The sequence below is a fragment of the Amycolatopsis lexingtonensis genome, from assembly GCF_014873755.1.
Lineage (GTDB): Bacteria > Actinomycetota > Actinomycetes > Mycobacteriales > Pseudonocardiaceae > Amycolatopsis > Amycolatopsis lexingtonensis.
The window spans coordinates 6,603,711-6,620,756 of sequence record NZ_JADBEG010000001.1 but is presented as its reverse complement, the minus strand read 5'-3'; the positions used below and the strand labels follow the sequence as shown (position 1 = coordinate 6,620,756).

At 71.9% G+C, this 17,046-nt stretch carries 15 protein-coding genes; 13 read left to right on the top strand and 2 right to left on the bottom strand.

Going from position 1 to position 17,046, the window contains the following annotated elements; all coding sequences use genetic code 11:
* Window positions 1-23: 23 nt before the first annotated feature.
* The 5 genes from H4696_RS30035 (at window position 24) to H4696_RS30015 (ending at window position 5,358) form a co-directional block, all read left to right on the top strand.
* Window positions 24-1,601: a fatty acyl-AMP ligase gene (locus H4696_RS30035; protein ID WP_086857627.1), complete on the top strand. Its 1,578-nt coding sequence runs from the start codon at window positions 24-26 to the stop codon at window positions 1,599-1,601.
* Window positions 1,594-1,854: an acyl carrier protein gene (locus H4696_RS30030; protein ID WP_086857641.1), complete on the top strand. Its 261-nt coding sequence runs from the start codon at window positions 1,594-1,596 to the stop codon at window positions 1,852-1,854. Before H4696_RS30035 ends, H4696_RS30030 begins: the two co-directional genes overlap by 8 nt.
* 177 nt (window positions 1,855-2,031) lie before the next feature.
* On the top strand, window positions 2,032-2,313 hold the full coding sequence (locus H4696_RS30025; RefSeq protein ID WP_086857626.1) for a hypothetical protein: 282 nt from the start codon (window positions 2,032-2,034) through the stop codon (window positions 2,311-2,313).
* The gene (locus tag H4696_RS30020; RefSeq protein ID WP_192782621.1) at window positions 2,313-4,862 is read left to right on the top strand and encodes a WXG100 family type VII secretion target; all 2,550 of its coding nucleotides are present in this window, start codon (window positions 2,313-2,315) and stop codon (window positions 4,860-4,862) included. The genes H4696_RS30025 and H4696_RS30020 overlap by 1 nt, the downstream gene beginning before the upstream one ends.
* 19 nt (window positions 4,863-4,881) lie before the next feature.
* Complete coding sequence (locus tag H4696_RS30015) at window positions 4,882-5,358, top strand: hypothetical protein (protein ID WP_086860123.1); 477 nt, start codon at window positions 4,882-4,884, stop codon at window positions 5,356-5,358.
* A 34-nt stretch (window positions 5,359-5,392) separates the two neighbouring features.
* Here the strand turns inward: H4696_RS30015 and H4696_RS30010 are convergent, their stop codons facing one another.
* On the bottom strand, window positions 5,393-6,217 hold the full coding sequence (locus H4696_RS30010) for a dienelactone hydrolase family protein (RefSeq protein WP_192782620.1): 825 nt from the start codon (window positions 6,215-6,217) through the stop codon (window positions 5,393-5,395).
* Window positions 6,218-6,549: 332 nt separating this feature from the next.
* On the opposite strand from H4696_RS30010, the gene glmS reads away from it, so the two are divergent.
* From glmS to tsaE, 8 genes are all read left to right on the top strand, one after another.
* The gene (glmS, locus tag H4696_RS30005; protein ID WP_086860129.1) at window positions 6,550-8,412 is read left to right on the top strand and encodes a glutamine--fructose-6-phosphate transaminase (isomerizing); all 1,863 of its coding nucleotides are present in this window, start codon (window positions 6,550-6,552) and stop codon (window positions 8,410-8,412) included.
* Between the two features lie 15 nt (window positions 8,413-8,427).
* Complete coding sequence (locus tag H4696_RS30000) at window positions 8,428-9,867, top strand: NAD(P)H-hydrate dehydratase (protein ID WP_086860121.1); 1,440 nt, start codon at window positions 8,428-8,430, stop codon at window positions 9,865-9,867.
* 92 nt (window positions 9,868-9,959) lie between these two features.
* Complete coding sequence (locus H4696_RS29995) at window positions 9,960-10,796, top strand: DeoR/GlpR family DNA-binding transcription regulator (protein WP_086860119.1); 837 nt, start codon at window positions 9,960-9,962, stop codon at window positions 10,794-10,796.
* Window positions 10,786-12,213, top strand: coding sequence for a xylulokinase (gene xylB, locus H4696_RS29990; RefSeq protein WP_086860117.1), 1,428 nt, complete (start codon window positions 10,786-10,788; stop codon window positions 12,211-12,213). The genes H4696_RS29995 and xylB overlap by 11 nt, the downstream gene beginning before the upstream one ends.
* A 3-nt stretch (window positions 12,214-12,216) precedes the next feature.
* The gene (locus H4696_RS29985; RefSeq protein WP_086860115.1) at window positions 12,217-13,308 is read left to right on the top strand and encodes an ABC transporter ATP-binding protein; all 1,092 of its coding nucleotides are present in this window, start codon (window positions 12,217-12,219) and stop codon (window positions 13,306-13,308) included.
* A 29-nt stretch (window positions 13,309-13,337) separates the two neighbouring features.
* Window positions 13,338-14,453, top strand: a complete 1,116-nt coding sequence (alr, locus tag H4696_RS29980; RefSeq protein ID WP_086860113.1) for an alanine racemase — start codon at window positions 13,338-13,340, stop codon at window positions 14,451-14,453.
* Window positions 14,450-15,550 carry an alpha/beta fold hydrolase gene (locus tag H4696_RS29975; protein ID WP_169734980.1) on the top strand — a complete coding sequence of 367 codons (1,101 nt, stop codon included), beginning with the start codon at window positions 14,450-14,452 and terminating at the stop codon, window positions 15,548-15,550. Before alr ends, H4696_RS29975 begins: the two co-directional genes overlap by 4 nt.
* A complete protein-coding gene (gene tsaE / locus H4696_RS29970) occupies window positions 15,547-16,008 on the top strand; it encodes a tRNA (adenosine(37)-N6)-threonylcarbamoyltransferase complex ATPase subunit type 1 TsaE (RefSeq protein ID WP_192782619.1) in 462 nt (153 codons plus the stop codon). Before H4696_RS29975 ends, tsaE begins: the two co-directional genes overlap by 4 nt.
* 33 nt (window positions 16,009-16,041) lie before the next feature.
* Here the strand turns inward: tsaE and H4696_RS29965 are convergent, their stop codons facing one another.
* A complete protein-coding gene (locus H4696_RS29965) occupies window positions 16,042-17,004 on the bottom strand; it encodes a serine hydrolase (RefSeq protein ID WP_086860111.1) in 963 nt (320 codons plus the stop codon).
* Between the last annotated feature and the right edge of the window lie 42 nt (window positions 17,005-17,046).

Sequence of the window (17,046 nt, the reverse complement as noted above, 5' to 3'; positions counted from 1 at the left end):
CCACGGTAGGGCAGGATGGGGCCGTGCCGCCCGCAGCCGTCCCGGACGAGGTCCTGGCCACGCCGTTCACGGACTACCTGCTCCGCAATGCCGCCGAAGACCGCCCGGCCTTCACGTGCCTGACCTTCCCCGGCCCGGCCGAGCACACGCTGACCTGGCCCCAGGTGCTCGCGCGCGTCCGCGGGGTCGCCCGCGAGCTGCGGCGCCACACCCGGCCGGGCGACCGCGTGGCGATCGTCGCCCGCCAGGACCTCGAGTACGTCGTCGCCTTCCTCGGCACGCTCTACGCCGGGCTCGTCGCGATGCCGCTGTCGGTCCCGTCCGGCCGCACCCACAGCGCCCGGATCGAGTCGGCCTTCGCCGACGCCCGGCCGTCGGTGTGCCTGACCTCGAAGAAGCTGCTGGAGAAGACCGCCGCGCTCGCCGGATGCCCCGGCGTCGTGCTCGCGATCGAGGACATCGGGCCCGACGACGCCGAGCCGCCCGCCGCGGTGGCGATGGCCGACCCGGCGTACCTGCAGTACACGTCGGGTTCGACGCGCCGCCCGGCCGGTGCCGTGATCTCCCACCGCGCGCTGGTGGCCAGCTGCTGGCAGACCACCCGCTGCTACCACGCCGGCGCGTCGACCCCGCTGGCCGGCTGGGTCCCGTTCTTCCACGACATGGGGCTGGTCCTGCTCATCGGCACGCCGGTCTTCCTCGGCTCGCGGTCGGTGTTCTTCACGCCGATGGAGTTCGTGCGCGACCCGCTGCGCTGGATCCGCTTGCTGGCCGGGAACCCGGGCGCGATCACCGCGGCGCCGAACTTCGCGTTCGACCTGGCCGCCGAAGCGGCGGGGGAGCTGGAGCCCGTCGACCTCTCGCACGTGAACTCGGTGCTGAACGGCAGCGAGCCGGTCCGCGCGGCCACCGTCGAGGCGTTCGAGCGGGCGTTCGCGCCGTTCGGGTTGCCGCGCACGGCGCACAAGCCGTGCTACGGGCTGGCCGAGGCGACGGTCTTCGTCACGAGCACCGGTGACGAGGGCCCGACCGTGACGACGTCCGGGCTGGTGTCCGCTGGGCGGCCGTACGGCCAGCGGATCCGGATCGTCGACAAAGTGACCGGCGAACCGCTCCCGGACGGGGAAGTCGGCGAGATCCGGGTGTCCGGCCCGAACGTCGCCGACCGCTACTGGGGCCAGGACCGTCCCTTGGCGCCCGGCGGCTGGCTGGCCACCGGCGACCTCGGCTACGTCCACGAAGGACTGCTGTACGTCACCGGGCGGCTCAAGGACCTGATCATCGTGGACGGCCGCAACCACTACCCGCAGGACATCGAAGCCACCGTCGAGGCCGCGCACCCGGCCGTCCGGTCCGGCCGGGTCGCCGCGTTCGCGGTCCCGGGGACGGACGGCGAAGGGGTCGCGGTCGTGGCCGGCTGCACGGCCCCGGACGAGTCCGTGGAGCAGGCCGTGCGGCGGGCCGTCTCGGTGGGACACGACCTGCCGCTGCGCGCCCTGTGGCTGGTTCCGCCGGGCACGGTGCCGCGCACCTCCAGCGGCAAGGTGGCCCGCGCCGCCGCCCGCGACCGCTGGTGGGGCGAGAATGGGCGGCATGGCTGACCCGGGCACCTACGTCGACGAGATCAAGCGGACCATCTGCTTCGCGCTGGAGATCCCGCCGGAGCGGCTGACCGACTCGACGCCGTTCGACGAGCTCGGCATGACGTCCCGGCAGCGGATCCAGCTGCTCTCGCGCGTCGAGGTGACGTACGGCGTTTCGGTCGATCTCGACGAGCTCGACCGGCTGGTGGACGTCCGCGGCGTCGCCGAGGTGATCTCCGAGGCGGTCGCCGCGCAACGCCCGACCGGGTGAGGGCAGTTCGGCGGAAGCCCAGGTAGACCGCGGGAGCGACCGCTAGACTCTGTGTGCATCTGCGACGGCACCGAACGGCGGCCGGGCGCGTCACAGTCTTGAAAACCCGAGCCAGGGACTGTGGGATCGAAGGGGGCAGCGACCATGCCAGACGGGTATGCAGCGAGTTCGGAGGCGATGACGCGGGCGCAAATCCGCCTCGCGGACGCCGCCGACGACCCGGCGGCCGAAGCGAAGAAGGTCGCGCCGACCGAGATCGTCGCCGTGGACTTCGGCCGCGTGCACCAGGAGCACTTCGGCAAGTACAAGGCCGGGATGGACGAGATCGGCGCGGGCATGACGGGGCTGTCGAACGCCCTCATGAACCTCGGCAGCGGGATCGGGTCGGCCGGCTCCAAGTACACCGCGCAGGAAGCCAACGCCGGCGCGCAGGCGAACCAGGCCGGGGGTAACCGCTGATGGCTGAATGGGCCGAAATCAAGAAGGTCCTCGACGACCCGAACGTGTCGATGGAAGCCAAGTCCAAGCTGATGGACGAATACGGCGAGGACACGTTCAACTTCAGTGACGAAGAAGAAGAGTACGCGAAGAAGTACATCGAGAACTACTCCGACAACAGCTGGACGAACGACTGGCTCCCCGGTTCGTCCTCCGACGTCGACGAGGCGCTGAAAGAAGCCCAGCAGGAAGCCGCGGCCAAGAACCAGGAACACCAGCGCCAGACCGACGAGCGCGACCAGGCGAAGAAGAACCTGGACGGGATCACGACGCCGACGCTGGGTGTCGGCGCGAAGAGCTCCGACGAGCAGCTCGACCAGGGCAACGTCGCGGTCGACCTGCTCGCGAAGTGGACCGACGAGGTCTGGAACCAGATCAAGGGCGGCGAGGGCGAGAAGAAAAATTCCCAGACCGAACTCAAGGACAAGTTCCACGAGAACCGCGGGATCCAGTACCAGAAGTTCCTCTCCGACGCCGACGACCTGACCAAGGCGCACAAGGTCGTCGAGGACGCGCTGAGCAAGAGCGACACCGAGCTCCAGACCCTCTTCGGGGAGTGGAAGGGCAAGGGCGCCAACGCGGCGGAAATCAAGTACGACGAGACGATCAAGCCGCACGCCAAGGAGCTTTCGCAGCAGATCGACGGCGCGGCGAAGCTGATCCCGCAGACCGTGACGCACGTCTTCGACGCCGTCAAGAAGAAGGTCGACGAGGTCCTGCAGCTGCACCGCCCGGTGATCGCCGAAGCCGACATCCCGATGGCGAAAGACGTCCTCAAGATCGCCAACGGGGACACCGAAGAGTTCGACGACTTCATGAAGGTCGCGAGCTGGATCGACTCGGTCAACGCGAAGAACAACAACCCGTCGAACCTCGCCGAGCGCCTGCAGAACGACGACTGCGGCTTCAACGACGAGAACATCGAATACGGCCGCCAGGTCACCCGCTATTGGCGGGACGGTGCTTTCTCGAAGGAGTACAAGGGCCTGATCAACGCCTTCGACGGCTCCTGCAAGACCGCCAAGGACACCATCGACCAGCAGTTCGGCGCGCTCGCGCGGTACATGGACGGCTACCGCAACCAGCTGACCGAGGCGAAGAACGAAAGCAAGCCCGGCGACGGCGGTGGCGACAAGGGCGGCCACACCGGCGGCGGCGACAAGGGCGGCAACACCGGGGGTGGCACGGGCGGCGGGACCGGCGGGGGCACCGGGGGCGGTACCGGCGGTGGCGGCACGACGCCGTCGGCGACCGAGCCGCCGAAGACCGACGACCACGTGAAGCCGGAAGACGGCAAGAACCCGATCACCGGCAAGCCCCTCGAAGTCGACCCGGCGACCGGCGAGCCGTACCCGATCGACCCGAAGACCGGCGAAGCCATCAAGGACATGGACGACACCGACACGGTGTCGGTCAAGAAGGGCGACAACACGATCGAGATGTCCGAGCCCGACAAGGAGGGCAAGCAGGACATCTCCGTGGACGACGGCCACGGCCACAAGAAGGACTACCACCTCGACTGGGGTGACGACGACAAGGCCGAAGCCGGCAAGGACGGCAAGGACGGCGCCAAGGCCGACGGCAGCTTCGGCCCGCAGGGCAGCCAGCAGGCGGTCAAGGACGGGCAGCCGTCGGCCGACGGCAGCTACAAGCCCGGCGCGGACGGCAAGATCCACATCCAGGACGGCAACCTCAAGATCACGGCCGAGCGGCCGGAGGGTCCCGACGGCCCGACGATCGTGACCGTCGACGACGGCAAGGGCGAGCCGACCACCTACACGCTCGACGAGAAGGACGACCCCAAGGCGGACGACCTCAAGTCGGACGGCAAGGCGGACGGAAAGACCGACGGAAAGACCGACCCGGCGGGCTCGGACATCAAGCACGACCCGAAGGGCGAGTCCCTGCTGGCGAAGGACCCGGCGCCGGCCAACCCGGACCCGGGCTTCACGCGCAGCGAAGCGGCCGGTGGCGGGGCGAGCGGGTTCAGCGCCCCGGGCGGGGTCGACGTCAGCGGTGACTTCGGCGGCGGCAGTGGCGGCGTCGGGGCCGAACCCGCCGTGGCGACGGCCGACGCGGGTGCCGGTGCGGGTGCCGGTGGGGACGCGACGACGACGGCCGGGGCGAGCGACTTCGGCTCCGCCGTCACCGGCGGCGGCGGGACGGCGGACTTCGCCGGCGCGGTGTCGCTCGACCCGGGCGCCCAGACGGGCAGCGACGCGTCGATGCCGATGTCCGACGGCGGCGGGCTGGGCGCGACCCCGGTCGACGCCGGCGCGCACCAGCAGGCCGCGGCGGGCGGCTCGTCCGGCATGAGCGGGATGAGCGGCATGGGCGGGATGATGGGCGGCATGGGGGGCGCGCCGGGCGGCGGTGGCGGCGGCGACCAGCAGCGCGGGGCCAGCCAGTACCGCATCGAGGGTGGCGTGTTCGAAACGAGCGGCGCGAAGGGCCGGATCAGCGGCTCGCTCGACGACGAGGGTGACCGTTCGATCCGGTACGACCGGTGACGAGGGCTGAGGAGGGCCGATGAGCAGCGCCGAAGACCGGTATCGCGCGGCGATCTCGACGATGGAGGCCGCGGCGCGGGAGCAGGACGAGCAGCGGGGGCTGCGCGAACGCCGTGTCGCCGAGGCCACCGCCGAGGCGCGCGAAGGCCTGAAGCGGGAGATGGGTGCCGCGCAGAAGTACGCCGAGCACATGGACGAGCTCAACAAGCGCAAGCAGAGCGCGGGTGGCTGGGCGACGGAGAAGACGCTGGCCGACAAGTCCCGCGAGTCGCTGATGGAGTTCGGCGTCCAGGACGAAGAAGCGGACACCGGCTACACGGCGTACCCGACGCCGAGCTACGGAACGCCGGCGCCGGTGCCGGCCGCGGTCGCCCCGCGTCCCGAGCCGGTACCGGAACCCCCGGCCCCTTCGGCACCGGAGCCGCCGCGGCGGGGCCGGCACGCCCGGCAGCCGGACGACGAAGACGATTTCTCCAGCACCAGCTGGCTGGTGTGAGAAAGGGCCCGGCTCCGGCCGGGCCCTTTCCGCGTCAGTGCGCGGGTTCTTCCTCGCGCTCGATCGGGGCGCGCTTGACGTCCGCCTCGAGCAGCGGCCGGTACTTGTCGGTGCCGGTCAGGTGCGTCAGGAAGAAGGCGGTGAACAGCGCGCGGGTCAGCTGCTGCGTCCCGCGGTGCGGCTTGCCGTGCATGATCAGCTGCGACCAGTGCCTGCCCTCGGTGACGCCCAGGTGCGAGGCCTTGCCGAGCAGCCGCAGCTGGACGTCGTCGCCACCCCAGCCGTTCGCGATGGCTTCGGCGTGCCCGACGGCCGGCGCGACCAGGTCCCCGTCCGCGGCGAGGTGCATCCCGGGCACGGTGATGGCCCGGGCGGCCTCGTGCGCCGGCGGCAGCGTCTGCGCGGCGGTGATGGTGGCGACCGCACGGATCCGCGGGTGCTCGGCCTGCGCGTCCTGCGCCGCGGCGAGCACGGCCGAGCCACCCCCGGTCGAGTGCCCGGCGAGCCCCAGCTTGCCGGGATCGACGCTGATGCCATCCGGCCCGAGCCGCACGGTGGTGACGACGTCGAGGGTGGTCAGCAGATCGGCGGCGAGCAACCGGTGCGACGGCAGCGGCCCCTTTTGGGTAGCCGGCGCGGCGGCGACGATGCCCCAGCTGGCAAGGTGCTGCAACAGCTGCCGATACTGGTGCGGCGGCTGCAACCACCCGTGCCCGAAGGCAATGGCGGGAAGGCCGAGCCCGGCCCGCGGCGTGAACACCACACCGGGCAGCCCGACCAGGGCAAGATCACCCCGCAGGACCTCGTGCGGACCCGGGTGCGTCAACTCCGCGAGCAGCTGCTTGGGCTTGCTGGCCATGGCCGAACCCTACTGTGCCCGCCCGCGAGCGGCGCGCCGCCGCCCCGGGCGCGCCGCATCCCGCCGCTGCGCCGCTCGCTCGCTCCGCTCCGCCGCGCCCGCGCGCCCGCCCCAAGCGCCCCAATGTGGCGTTCGGTGCGTCAGACGCACCGAACGCCACATTGGGTGCGTCTGACGCAACCAACGCCACATTGGGGCGCTCCACCCGCGGCCCGGTACCCGTGTGGGTGACAGCACATTGGTCCGGACCACGACAGCCCGTATCTTCCCAGGTCAACTCCCCTTTCCGGACCCCATCAGCGCGGAGAACATCCCTCGTTAGGCTGGTGCGCGTGTGTGGAATCGTGGGATATGTCGGGCACCGCCCGGCTCTGGACGTCGTCCTCGGCGGGCTCCGTCGCATGGAGTACCGCGGTTACGACTCGGCCGGGGTCGCGGTCCTCGACGGCGCCGGCGGGCTGACCGTCGAGCGCAAGGCGGGCCGGCTGGCGAACCTGGAAGCCGAGCTCGACGAGGTCGGGCGGGACGCCTTCGCCGGGACCGCCGGCATGGGGCACACCCGCTGGGCGACCCACGGCGCGCCCGTCGACCGCAACTCGCACCCGCACCGGGACGCCTCCCAGCGCGTCGCCATCGTGCACAACGGCATCATCGAGAACTTCGCCGCGCTGCGCGCCGAGCTCGAGGCCGACGGGGTCGAGATGGCCAGCGACACCGACAGCGAGACCGCCGCGCACCTCGTCGCCCGCGCCTACGCCGACGGGGACACCAAGGGTGACCTCGCCGCGAGCGTCGCCGCCGTCTGCCGCCGCCTCGAAGGTGCCTTCACGCTGGTCGTGACGCACGCCGACGAGCCCGACACGATCGTGGCCGCGCGCCGGTCGTCGCCGCTGGTCGTCGGGGTCGGGGACGGGGAGCACTTCGTGGCCTCCGACGTCGCCGCGTTCATCGAGCACACGCGCGAGGCCGTCGAGCTCGGGCAGGACCAGCTCGTCGTCATCACGCGCGAGGGCTACGACGTCCGGGACTTCCACGGCGACGCCGCCCAGGCCAAGCCGTTCACCGTGGACTGGGACCTCTCCGCCGCCGAAAAGGGCGGCCACGAGTACTTCATGCTCAAGGAGATCGAGGAACAGCCCGAGGCGCTGGCGAACACGCTGCGCGGGCACTTCGAGTCCGGCCGCATCATCCTCGACGAGCAGCGCATCTCCGACCAGGACCTGCGCGACGTCGACAAGGTCTTCGTCGTCGCCTGCGGGTCGGCCTACCACTCCGGCCTGGTCGCGAAGTACGCCATCGAGCACTGGACGCGGCTGCCGGTCGAGGTCGAGCTGGCGTCCGAGTTCCGCTACCGCGACCCGGTGCTGGACCGCGACACGCTGGTCGTCGCCGTGTCCCAGTCCGGCGAGACCGCGGACACGCTCGAAGCCGTCCGGCACGCGCGTGAGCAGAAGGCGCGCGTCCTCGCCGTCTGCAACACCAACGGCGCGCAGATCCCGCGCGAGTCCGACGCCGTCCTCTACACCCACGCCGGGCCCGAGATCGGGGTCGCGTCGACGAAGGCGTTCCTCGCCCAGATCGCGGCGAACTACCTTGTCGGCTTGGCGCTCGCGCAGGCGCGTGGCACGAAGTACCCGGACGAGGTTGCCCGCGAGTTCGCCGAGCTGGAGGCCATGCCCGCGGCCGTCCAGAAGGTACTGTCCACAGTGGAGCAGGTCCGCGACCTCGGCCGCCGGATCGCCGACTCGAAGGCGATCCTGTTCCTCGGCCGCCACGTCGGCTTCCCGGTCGCCCTTGAAGGCGCGCTGAAGCTGAAGGAACTCGCGTACATGCACGCCGAGGGCTTCGCGGCCGGCGAGCTCAAGCACGGCCCGATCGCGCTGATCGAAGAGGGCCTGCCGGTCGTCGTCGTGATGCCTTCGCCCAAGGGCCGCGCGGTGCTGCACTCGAAGCTCGTGTCGAACATCAGCGAGATCCAGGCGCGCGGCGCCCGCACGATCGTCATCGCCGAAGAGGGCGACGAGACCGTCCGGCCGTTCGCCGACGAGCTCATCGAGGTCCCCGCGGTGCCGACGCTGCTGCAGCCGCTGGTGTCCACCGTGCCGCTGCAGGTGCTGGCCGCGGAGATCGCCCGCGCCCGCGGGTACGACGTCGACAAGCCGCGTAACCTGGCGAAGTCCGTGACTGTCGAGTAGCGGGAGGCCTTCGCCGTGCAGGGAATCTGGACCACGGAACGGATTCGCGAGGCGGAGGCACGGGCGTTCGCCGTCACGCCGGAAGGCGAGCTGATGCGGCGGGCGTCCTTCGGCTTGGCCGTGCAGATCGCCGACTTCCTGGAAGACCACACCGGCGGTGTCGCCGGACGCCGGGTGGTGCTGCTGGCCGGCTCCGGCGACAACGGCGGCGACGCGCTCTGGGCCGGGGCGTTCCTGCGCCGTCGCGGGGTAGCCGTGACGGCGATCCTGCTCAAACCCGAGAAGGCGCACCAAGCCGGGCTCAAGGCGTTGAAGCGGGCCGGCGGCCGGGCGGTGCCCGCCGCGGACGGTCCACAGTGGATCGCGAAGGCCGACGTCGTCGTGGACGGCATCGTCGGGATTTCCGGCAAAGGCCCGCTGCGCCCGGACGCGGCCCGGCTCGTCGAGCTGGTGGCAGCGCCGATCGTCGCGGTCGACCTGCCCAGCGGCGTCGACCCGGACACCGGCGCGGTCGACGGCCCCGCGGTGAAAGCGGCCCGCACGGTGACCTTCGGCGCGCTCAAGCCGGTGCACGCGCTCGCGCCGTCGTGGTGCGGTGAAGTCGTGCTCGTCGACATCGGCCTCGAGCTGACCGACCCGGACCTGCGGCGGTTCGACGTCGCGGACGTCGCCGCGGCCTGGCCGGTGCCCGGCCCGGCGGACGACAAGTACAGCCAGGGTGTGGTCGGTATCGCGGCGGGTTCGGCGACGTACCCGGGCGCGGCGGTGCTGGCGGCGGGCTCGGCGGTGCGCGCGACTTCGGGCCTGGTGCGCTACGCCGGTCACGCGGCCGACGTCGTCCGGTCCCAGTGGCCGGAGATCATCGCGACCGGCACGGTCGCGGACGCGGGCCGCGTCCAGGCGTGGGCGGTCGGGCCGGGCATCGGCACCGGCTCGGACGGCCGCGACGTCCTGCGGCACGTGCTGGGCCAGGGCGTCCCGGTCTGCGCGGACGCGGACGCGACGACGATCATCGCGAAGTCCCCGGAGGTCCTCGACGCCCGTGACCCGGACACGCCGCTGGTCCTGACCCCGCACGCGGGCGAGTACGAGCGCCTGATGGGCCGCAAGCCGGGAGCGGACCGTGTGACAGCGGCGCGCGAAGCGGCGAAGAAGTACGACGCGGTGGTGCTGCTGAAGGGGCACGTCACGGTGGTGGCGGCCCCGGACGGCCGGGTCGCGCTGAACAAGCCGCACGGCGCCTGGCTGGCGACGGCGGGCTCGGGCGACGTCCTGTCCGGCCTGGTCGGCGCCCTGCTGGCGGCCGGCCTGGACCCGTGGCAGGCGGCGGCGATGGCGGCTCACGTGCATTCGCTGGCCGGCGCGATCGCCGCCCAAAACGCGCCGACCTCGGCGTCCGGCCTGGTCCACGCGATCCCGGAGGCCATCCGCGCCATCCGCTCCCTGACGACCTGAGCCGCACTTTCACGTGAAAGTGCGGGCGTCGCTTGAGAAGAGTTATCGAGTTCTCTGTTAACTCCGGGCTCCAAATCTGGTAAGAATGCCGTGTGAGCCGCGGCACAGCACCTGGAGACCGGAAGACCCGGCCGTCCGATGCTGCCGTCGAGCAGCGGCGGCAGGAGATCCTCGACCACGTCATCGAGCAGGGCGAAGCGCGGATCGACGACCTGACCGCGCGCTTCAAGGTCAGCCTCATGACCATGCACCGCGACCTCGACGACCTGGCCGAACGCCGGCTCCTGCGCAAGCTCCGCGGCAAGGTCGAGGCCTACCCGGCGCTCACCGTCGAGTCCGCCGCCCGCTTCGGCGACACCCTCCACCGCGGTGAGAAGGACGCCCTCGGCGAGGCCGCCGCGCGGCACGTCCACCCCGGGCAGACCGTCTTCGTCGACGACTCCACCACCCTCCTCCCGCTGGTCAAGCGGCTCGCGGAGATCGACGGCCTCACCGTCGTCACCAACTCCCTGCGGGCCGCGCGTGTCCTCGGCGAAGGCGGGGCCGACGTCGTGCTCGCCGGTGGCCGCTACTCCCGCGAGTACGACTCCTGCGCCGGCCCCGAGGTGCTCGGCCTGCTCGACTCGATCCGCGCCGACGTCGCCTTCGTCTCGGTCACCGCGGTCGCCGTCGGGCGGCTCTTCCACCCGGACCGCGACTACGCCGAGCTCAAGAAGGCGGCCCTCAAGGTCGCGAACCACAACGTCCTCGTCGTCGACCACTCGAAGTTCGGCCGCACCGCCACCTACGCGCACGGCGACGTCGGCGACTACGACCTGTTGATCACCGGCGAAGCCACGCCCACCGAGGAGATCGAGGCCGCGCTCAACGCGGGCACCGCGATCGAGATCGTCGAACACGTCGCAGAGGGGCAGCCCTATGACAGCTGAGCTGGTCGCCGGCATCGACTCGTCCACGCAGTCGACCAAGGTCGTCGTGTGCGACGCCGCCACCGGGGAGATCGTCCGCACCGGCCGCGCGCCGCACCCCGAGGGCACCGAGGTCGACCCCGCCGCCTGGTGGGACGCCTTCCAAGAAGCCACGAAGGGCCTGCTCGACGACGTCAAGGCCATCGGCGTCGGCGGGCAGCAGCACGGCATGGTCACCCTCGACGACGCCGGCGAGGTCGTCCGGCCCGCGCTGCTGTGGAACGACACCCGTTCCGCGCAGTCGGCACTCGACCTCATCGAGGAGCTCGGCGGGCCGTCCGTCTGGGCGAAGTCCGTCGGCTCGGTGCCGGTCGCCAGCTTCACCGTGACGAAGCTGCGCTGGCTGGCCGACCACGAGCCCGAGCTGGCCGACCGCGTCGCGCGCGTGCTGCTCCCGCACGACTGGCTGACCTGGAAGCTCACCGGCGGCGACCCGGTCACCGACCGCGGCGACGCCTCCGGCACCGGCTACTTCTCGCCGTCCGACAACGCCTACCGCCTCGACGTGCTGAGCCACGCCTTCGGCGGCCGGACGCCGGAGCTGCCCGCCGTGCTCGGCCCGGCCGACGCCGCCGGCCACACCGCGGACGGCGTGCTCGTCTCCGCCGGCACCGGCGACAACATGGCCGCCGCGCTCGGGCTCGAACTGCGCGCCGGGGACGTCGTCGTCTCGCTCGGCACCAGCGGCACGGTGTTCGGCGTCGCCGAGACCGGCGCGGCCGACGCCACCGGCGAGGTCGCCGGGTTCGCCGACGCCACCGGCCGGTTCCTGCCGCTGGCCTGCACCCTCAACGCCGCCCGCGTCCTCACCGCGACGGCGTCGATGCTCGGCGCGACGCTGAGCGAGTTCGACCGGCTCGCCCTGGCCGGCGAGCCCGGTGCCGAGGGCCTGACGTTCCTGCCCTACCTGGACGGCGAGCGCACGCCGAACCTGCCCGGCGCCACCGGTTCGCTGATCGGCCTGACCAGGGCCAACATGACCCCGCAGAACCTCGCACGCAGCGCCGTCGAAGGCATGCTCTGCGGCCTCGCCGCCGGTCTCGACGCGGTCCGCGCGCACGGTCTCGACGTCCGCCGCGTGCTGCTGATCGGGGGTGGCGCGCAGTCGGCCGCCGTCCGCGCGGTCGCGCCGCTGGTGTTCGGCGTGCCCGTGCAGCTGCCCGAAGTCGCCGAGTACGTCGCCATCGGCGCGGCGCGGCAGGCGGCGTGGGCCCTGACTTCCAGTGCGGAACCCCCGTCCTGGCAAGGAAACAAGAAAGCGCTCGAGCTGGACGAGCCGACCGAGGCGCAGCGCGCCGCGGGCCACCGGATCCAGCAGCGCCACCTCGAAGCCCGCGAAGCGGCGTACGGGGTCCGGCGGAATCTCGGAGAGGACTGACCGATGGCTTCCATCACCTACGACAAGGCGACGCGCCGCTACGCCGGTTCGGAGCGCCCCGCGGTCGACGCGCTGGACCTGGAGATCGCCGACGGCGAGTTCCTGGTGCTGGTCGGCCCGTCCGGCTGCGGCAAGTCGACCAGCCTGCGCATGCTCGCCGGCCTCGAGGACATCGACGAGGGCGCCGTCTGGATCGGCGACCGCGACGTCACGCAGCTGCCGCCGCGCTCGCGCGACATCGCGATGGTGTTCCAGAACTACGCGCTGTACCCGCACATGACGGTCGCGCAGAACATGGGCTTCGCGCTGAAGATCGCCGGCCGCCCCGCGTCCGAGATCAAGCAGAAGGTGCTCGAGGCCGCGAAGCTGCTGGACATCGAGCAGTACCTCGACCGCAAGCCGAAGGCGCTCTCCGGCGGTCAGCGCCAGCGCGTCGCGATGGGCCGCGCGATCGTCCGCGAGCCGCAGGTCTTCCTGATGGACGAGCCGCTGTCGAACCTCGACGCGAAGCTGCGCGTGTCGACGCGCACGCAGATCGCCGCGCTGCAGCGCCGCCTCGGCGTCACGACCGTGTACGTCACGCACGACCAGGTCGAGGCCATGACGATGGGCGACCGCGTCGCCGTGCTGTCGGACGGCCTGCTGCAGCAGTGCGACACCCCGCGCGCCCTGTACGACAAGCCCGCAAACGCTTTCGTCGCCGGCTTCATCGGCTCGCCGGCGATGAACCTCGCCACCGCGAAGCTCACGGCCGACGGCGCCGAGGTGGGTGGCGCGCGCGTGCCGCTGACCCGCGAGACCATCGCCGCGGCCGACGGCGACACCGTGACCCTCGGCTTCCGGCCGGAGGCCCTCGAGGTCGCCACCGACGAAGACGGCACCCTGCCGATCAAGGTGGACCTGGTCGAGGAGCTCGGCTCGGACGCCTTCGTCTACGGCAAGCTCGCCCAGACCGACGCCGACGACACCCGGCCCAACGTCGTCGTCCGGGTCGACCCGCGCACGCCGCCGGCCATGGGGGACACCCTCCACCTGCGGATCCGCCCGAACGAGCTGCACGTGTTCTCCGCCACGTCCGGGGCGCGCCTGCCCTGACCTCGGGTCATGGGAAACTGGGAGTCGCCATGACTCCCAGTTTCCCGCGCGCGCAGGTCGACATCGACCTCGACGCGATCCGCCACAACCTCACCCTGCTGGGCGCCCGCGCGCCCGGCGCCGAGGTGATGGCCGTGGTGAAGGCCGACGCCTACGGCCACGGCGCGCTGCCGGTGGCGCGCGCCGCGGTCGAGGCCGGCGCGAGCTGGCTCGGCACGTGCTCGCTCGGTGAGGCCCTCGCCCTGCGCGAGGCCGGGATCACCACCCGCCTGTTCAGCTGGCTGGACACCCCGGACGTCGACTTCGCGCCCGGCATCGAGGCGGACGTCGACCTCGCCGCCAGCTCGCTGGGTGAGCTACGCCGCATCGCCGCCGCGGCGAAACCGGGTACCCGGGCCCGTGTGCACCTCAAGATCGACACCGGGCTCTCGCGCAACGGCTGCCCGCCCGCCGCGTGGGCCGAGCTGGTCGAAGCGGCGGCCGCCGAACCGCGGGTCGACGTCGTCGCGATCTGGTCCCACCTCGCGTGCGCGGACGAGCCCGAGCACCCCTCCATCGACATGCAGGCGAAGCGCTTCGCCGAGGCCTACGACGCCGCCCGTGCCGCCGGGCTCGACCCGAAGCGGCACCTGGCGAACTCCGCGGCCCTGCTCACCCGGCCGGACCTGCACTTCGACCTCGTCCGGCCCGGCATCGCGATGTACGGGCTCAACCCGGTCCCGCAGGCCGAAGACCTGCGCCCGGCCATGACGTTCCGGTCCGCGGTCGCGCTGGTCAAGCGCGTCGAAGCCGGGGAATCGGTGTCCTACGGGCACACCTGGACCACGCCGCGCGACACGAACCTCGCCCTGGTCCCGGCCGGGTACGCCGACGGCGTCCCGCGGTCGCTGTCCGGGCGGATGGACGTGTGGCTCGGCGGGCAACGGCGGCCGGTCGCCGGCCGCGTCTGCATGGACCAGCTGGTGGTCGACTGCGGCGACTACGAGCCGTCGGTCGGCGACGAGGTCGTCCTGTTCGGCCAGGGGACGCACGGCGAGCCGACGGCCCGGCAATGGGCCGACAAGCTGGGCACCATCGACTACGAGATCGTCACCTCGATGTACCGCCCGCGGGTGCGGCGCCGGTATCTGGGGGCGCGCTCGTGACACCTTCACGTCGACTGCTGGCCATCGCCGGCGGGGTCGGGGCCGTGGCCACGGGGACCGCCGCCGCCGCTATCGCCGTCGCCGCGCAGCAGCGGCGGCACAGTGAGGATCCGTACGTGGACGAGCCGCTGGGGGAGCTGAAGCCGGATCGCACGTCGACGGTCGCGGCCGAGGACGGCACCCCGCTCTCGGTCGAGGAGATCGACCCGGAGGACGGTGGCGAACCGGAACTGACGGTCGTGGGGGTGCACGGCTTCGCGCTTTCGCGCCGCTGCTGGCACTTCCAGCGCCGCGACCTCGCGTCGCTGCGGCTGCCCCGCGTGCGCCAGGTGTACTACGACCACCGCGGCCACGGCCTGTCCGGCGCGGCCTCCGCGGAGACGTCGACGATCGAGCAGCTGGCGCGCGACCTCGACTGCGTGCTGCGGTCCGTGGTGCCGGACGGTCCCGTCGTGCTGATGGGGCACTCGATGGGCGGCATGGTGATCATGGAGCTGGCCGCCGAGTTCCCCGAGATCTTCGAAGACCGCGTCTGCGGCGTCGCGTTCATCGCGACGGCGGCGGGCGAAGTGGGCGCACGCGGGTTGCCGCGCTCGCTGCTCTCGAAGTACAACCCGCTGACGCGCGCCGCCGGCGGTCTCGCCGGCTGGCAGCCGGGGCTGGTGGAATTCGTCCGCGCGGCCGGCGGCCAGCTGACGCGGCAGGCCGTGCGCCGGCTGGCGTTCGGCAGCCGGGACGTCGCGCCGCGGCTGGTCGACTTCATGCTCGAGATGCTCGAAGTGACGCCGGTGCGCGGGCTCGTGAACTTCGTCGACACGCTCGGCAGCCACAACCGGTACGCGGCGCTCGCCGGCTTGAAGCACGCGGAAGTGCTGGTCATCGGCGGCGACTCGGACCGGTTCACGCCGTTCGCGCACGCCGAGCGGATCGCGGCCGAGCTGCCTGACGCGGAACTCGTGCGCGTCCGCGGCGCCGGGCACATGGTCCTGCTCGAGCAGCCCGAGCTGGTGAACAGCCATCTGATCGATCTCCTGCAACGCTGTTCCGGTGTGGACGGCGAAAACTCGTCCCGGCGAACCTGGTGGTGGCAGCGTTGAGCATGGTGTTTCCCACGCCCGAAGAGACCATGGACTTCGGGCGCGCGCTCGGCCGCGCGTTGCGCGCGGGCGACCTGGTGCTGCTCGCGGGCCCGCTCGGCGCGGGCAAGACGACGCTGACCCGCGGCATCGCCGACGGCCTCGGCGTCGGTGGCCGCGTCAGTTCCCCGACGTTCGTGCTGGCCCGCGTCCACCCGGCGGGCGCGTCGGGCGTGCCGCTGGTGCACGTCGACGCGTACCGCCTGGGCGGCGACCTCTCCCAGCTCGACGACCTGGACCTGGACACCGACCTGGAGCGCTCGGCGATCGTGGTCGAGTGGGGCGAGGGCTCCGCGGAGCGGCTCTCGGACGACTACCTGGTGGTCCGGCTGGACCGCCGCGAGGACGACGTCCGCGAGGTCACCCTCGAACCGCACGGCACGTGGACCGAGCGGGTCCCGGAGCTGGTGCAGGCGTAAGTCCACACCAGCTCCGGGACTCCCGCCGGCTGCTCAGCCGCCGTTGGACGGCTGGTAGGCCGGTGCCCGGAACGCCCTGGTGCCGGCGCCCGCGATCTTGTCGACCGCGCGCAGGAACTTCGGCCCCATCTTCGCGCTCGCCTGCCGGACCGGGTGCGTGGCCCCGAAGTCCTCCGGGTTCGCCTGGCCGTGCGCGAACATCGAGTAGATCACCACCGGCTTGCCCGCGGCGTCGAACATGATCCCCGCTTCGTTGCGGCCGTCGTTCAGCCAGCCCGCCTTCGTGGCGATCCTCGCCCGGTCGGCGGACGACATCTCACGGCGGATGCCGTCGGTGAACGCCACCTGCGACCGCAGGATGGACAGCAGGTACTCCGTCGACGCCGGGCTCAGCAAGGTGCCCGCGACCAGCGCCTTCAGCAGGTCGTGGGTCTCGCGCGGAGTGGTCTGGCCGAGGAAGTAGCGGTTCGGGTTGGCCACCGGCGTGACCTGGGTCTTGGGGAAGCCCTTGGTCACCAGGATCTGGTTGATCTCGGCCGCCGGAACCACGAGCCCCACCAGCCGGACGCACGTGTCGTCCGAAACGGTGAGGAACAGCGACAGGACGTGGCCCAGCGTGAACGCGCTCGGGTACGCCTTGTCCAGGATGATGATGCCGTCGCCACCCGGCACGACGATGCTCTCGGGCACCTGGACCTGCTGGTCCAGCGTGAGCAGGCCACGGTCGATCTTGTCCATCAAGGTGACCGCGACGGCCACCTTGTTGACGCTGTACGCCTCGACGACCTCGTCGGACGCCACGTCGACGGCCATCTGGTCGGCCACGCTGATGTAGGAGTTCCAGATGCCGCCCGCCTCGGCGGCCGCGTCGTCGTAGACGCGCTTCACCTTCTGCCTGGCCCGGTCCGGTGTGGCCGGGCTGGCCTCGATGTCTGCTTCCTGCGCGAACGCGGGGGAGCCGGTCAGAACGCTTCCGGCGACGACAGCGGTCCCCAAGCCGAACGCCGCTCGCCTGTTGAGTCGATACCCCATCGCAAG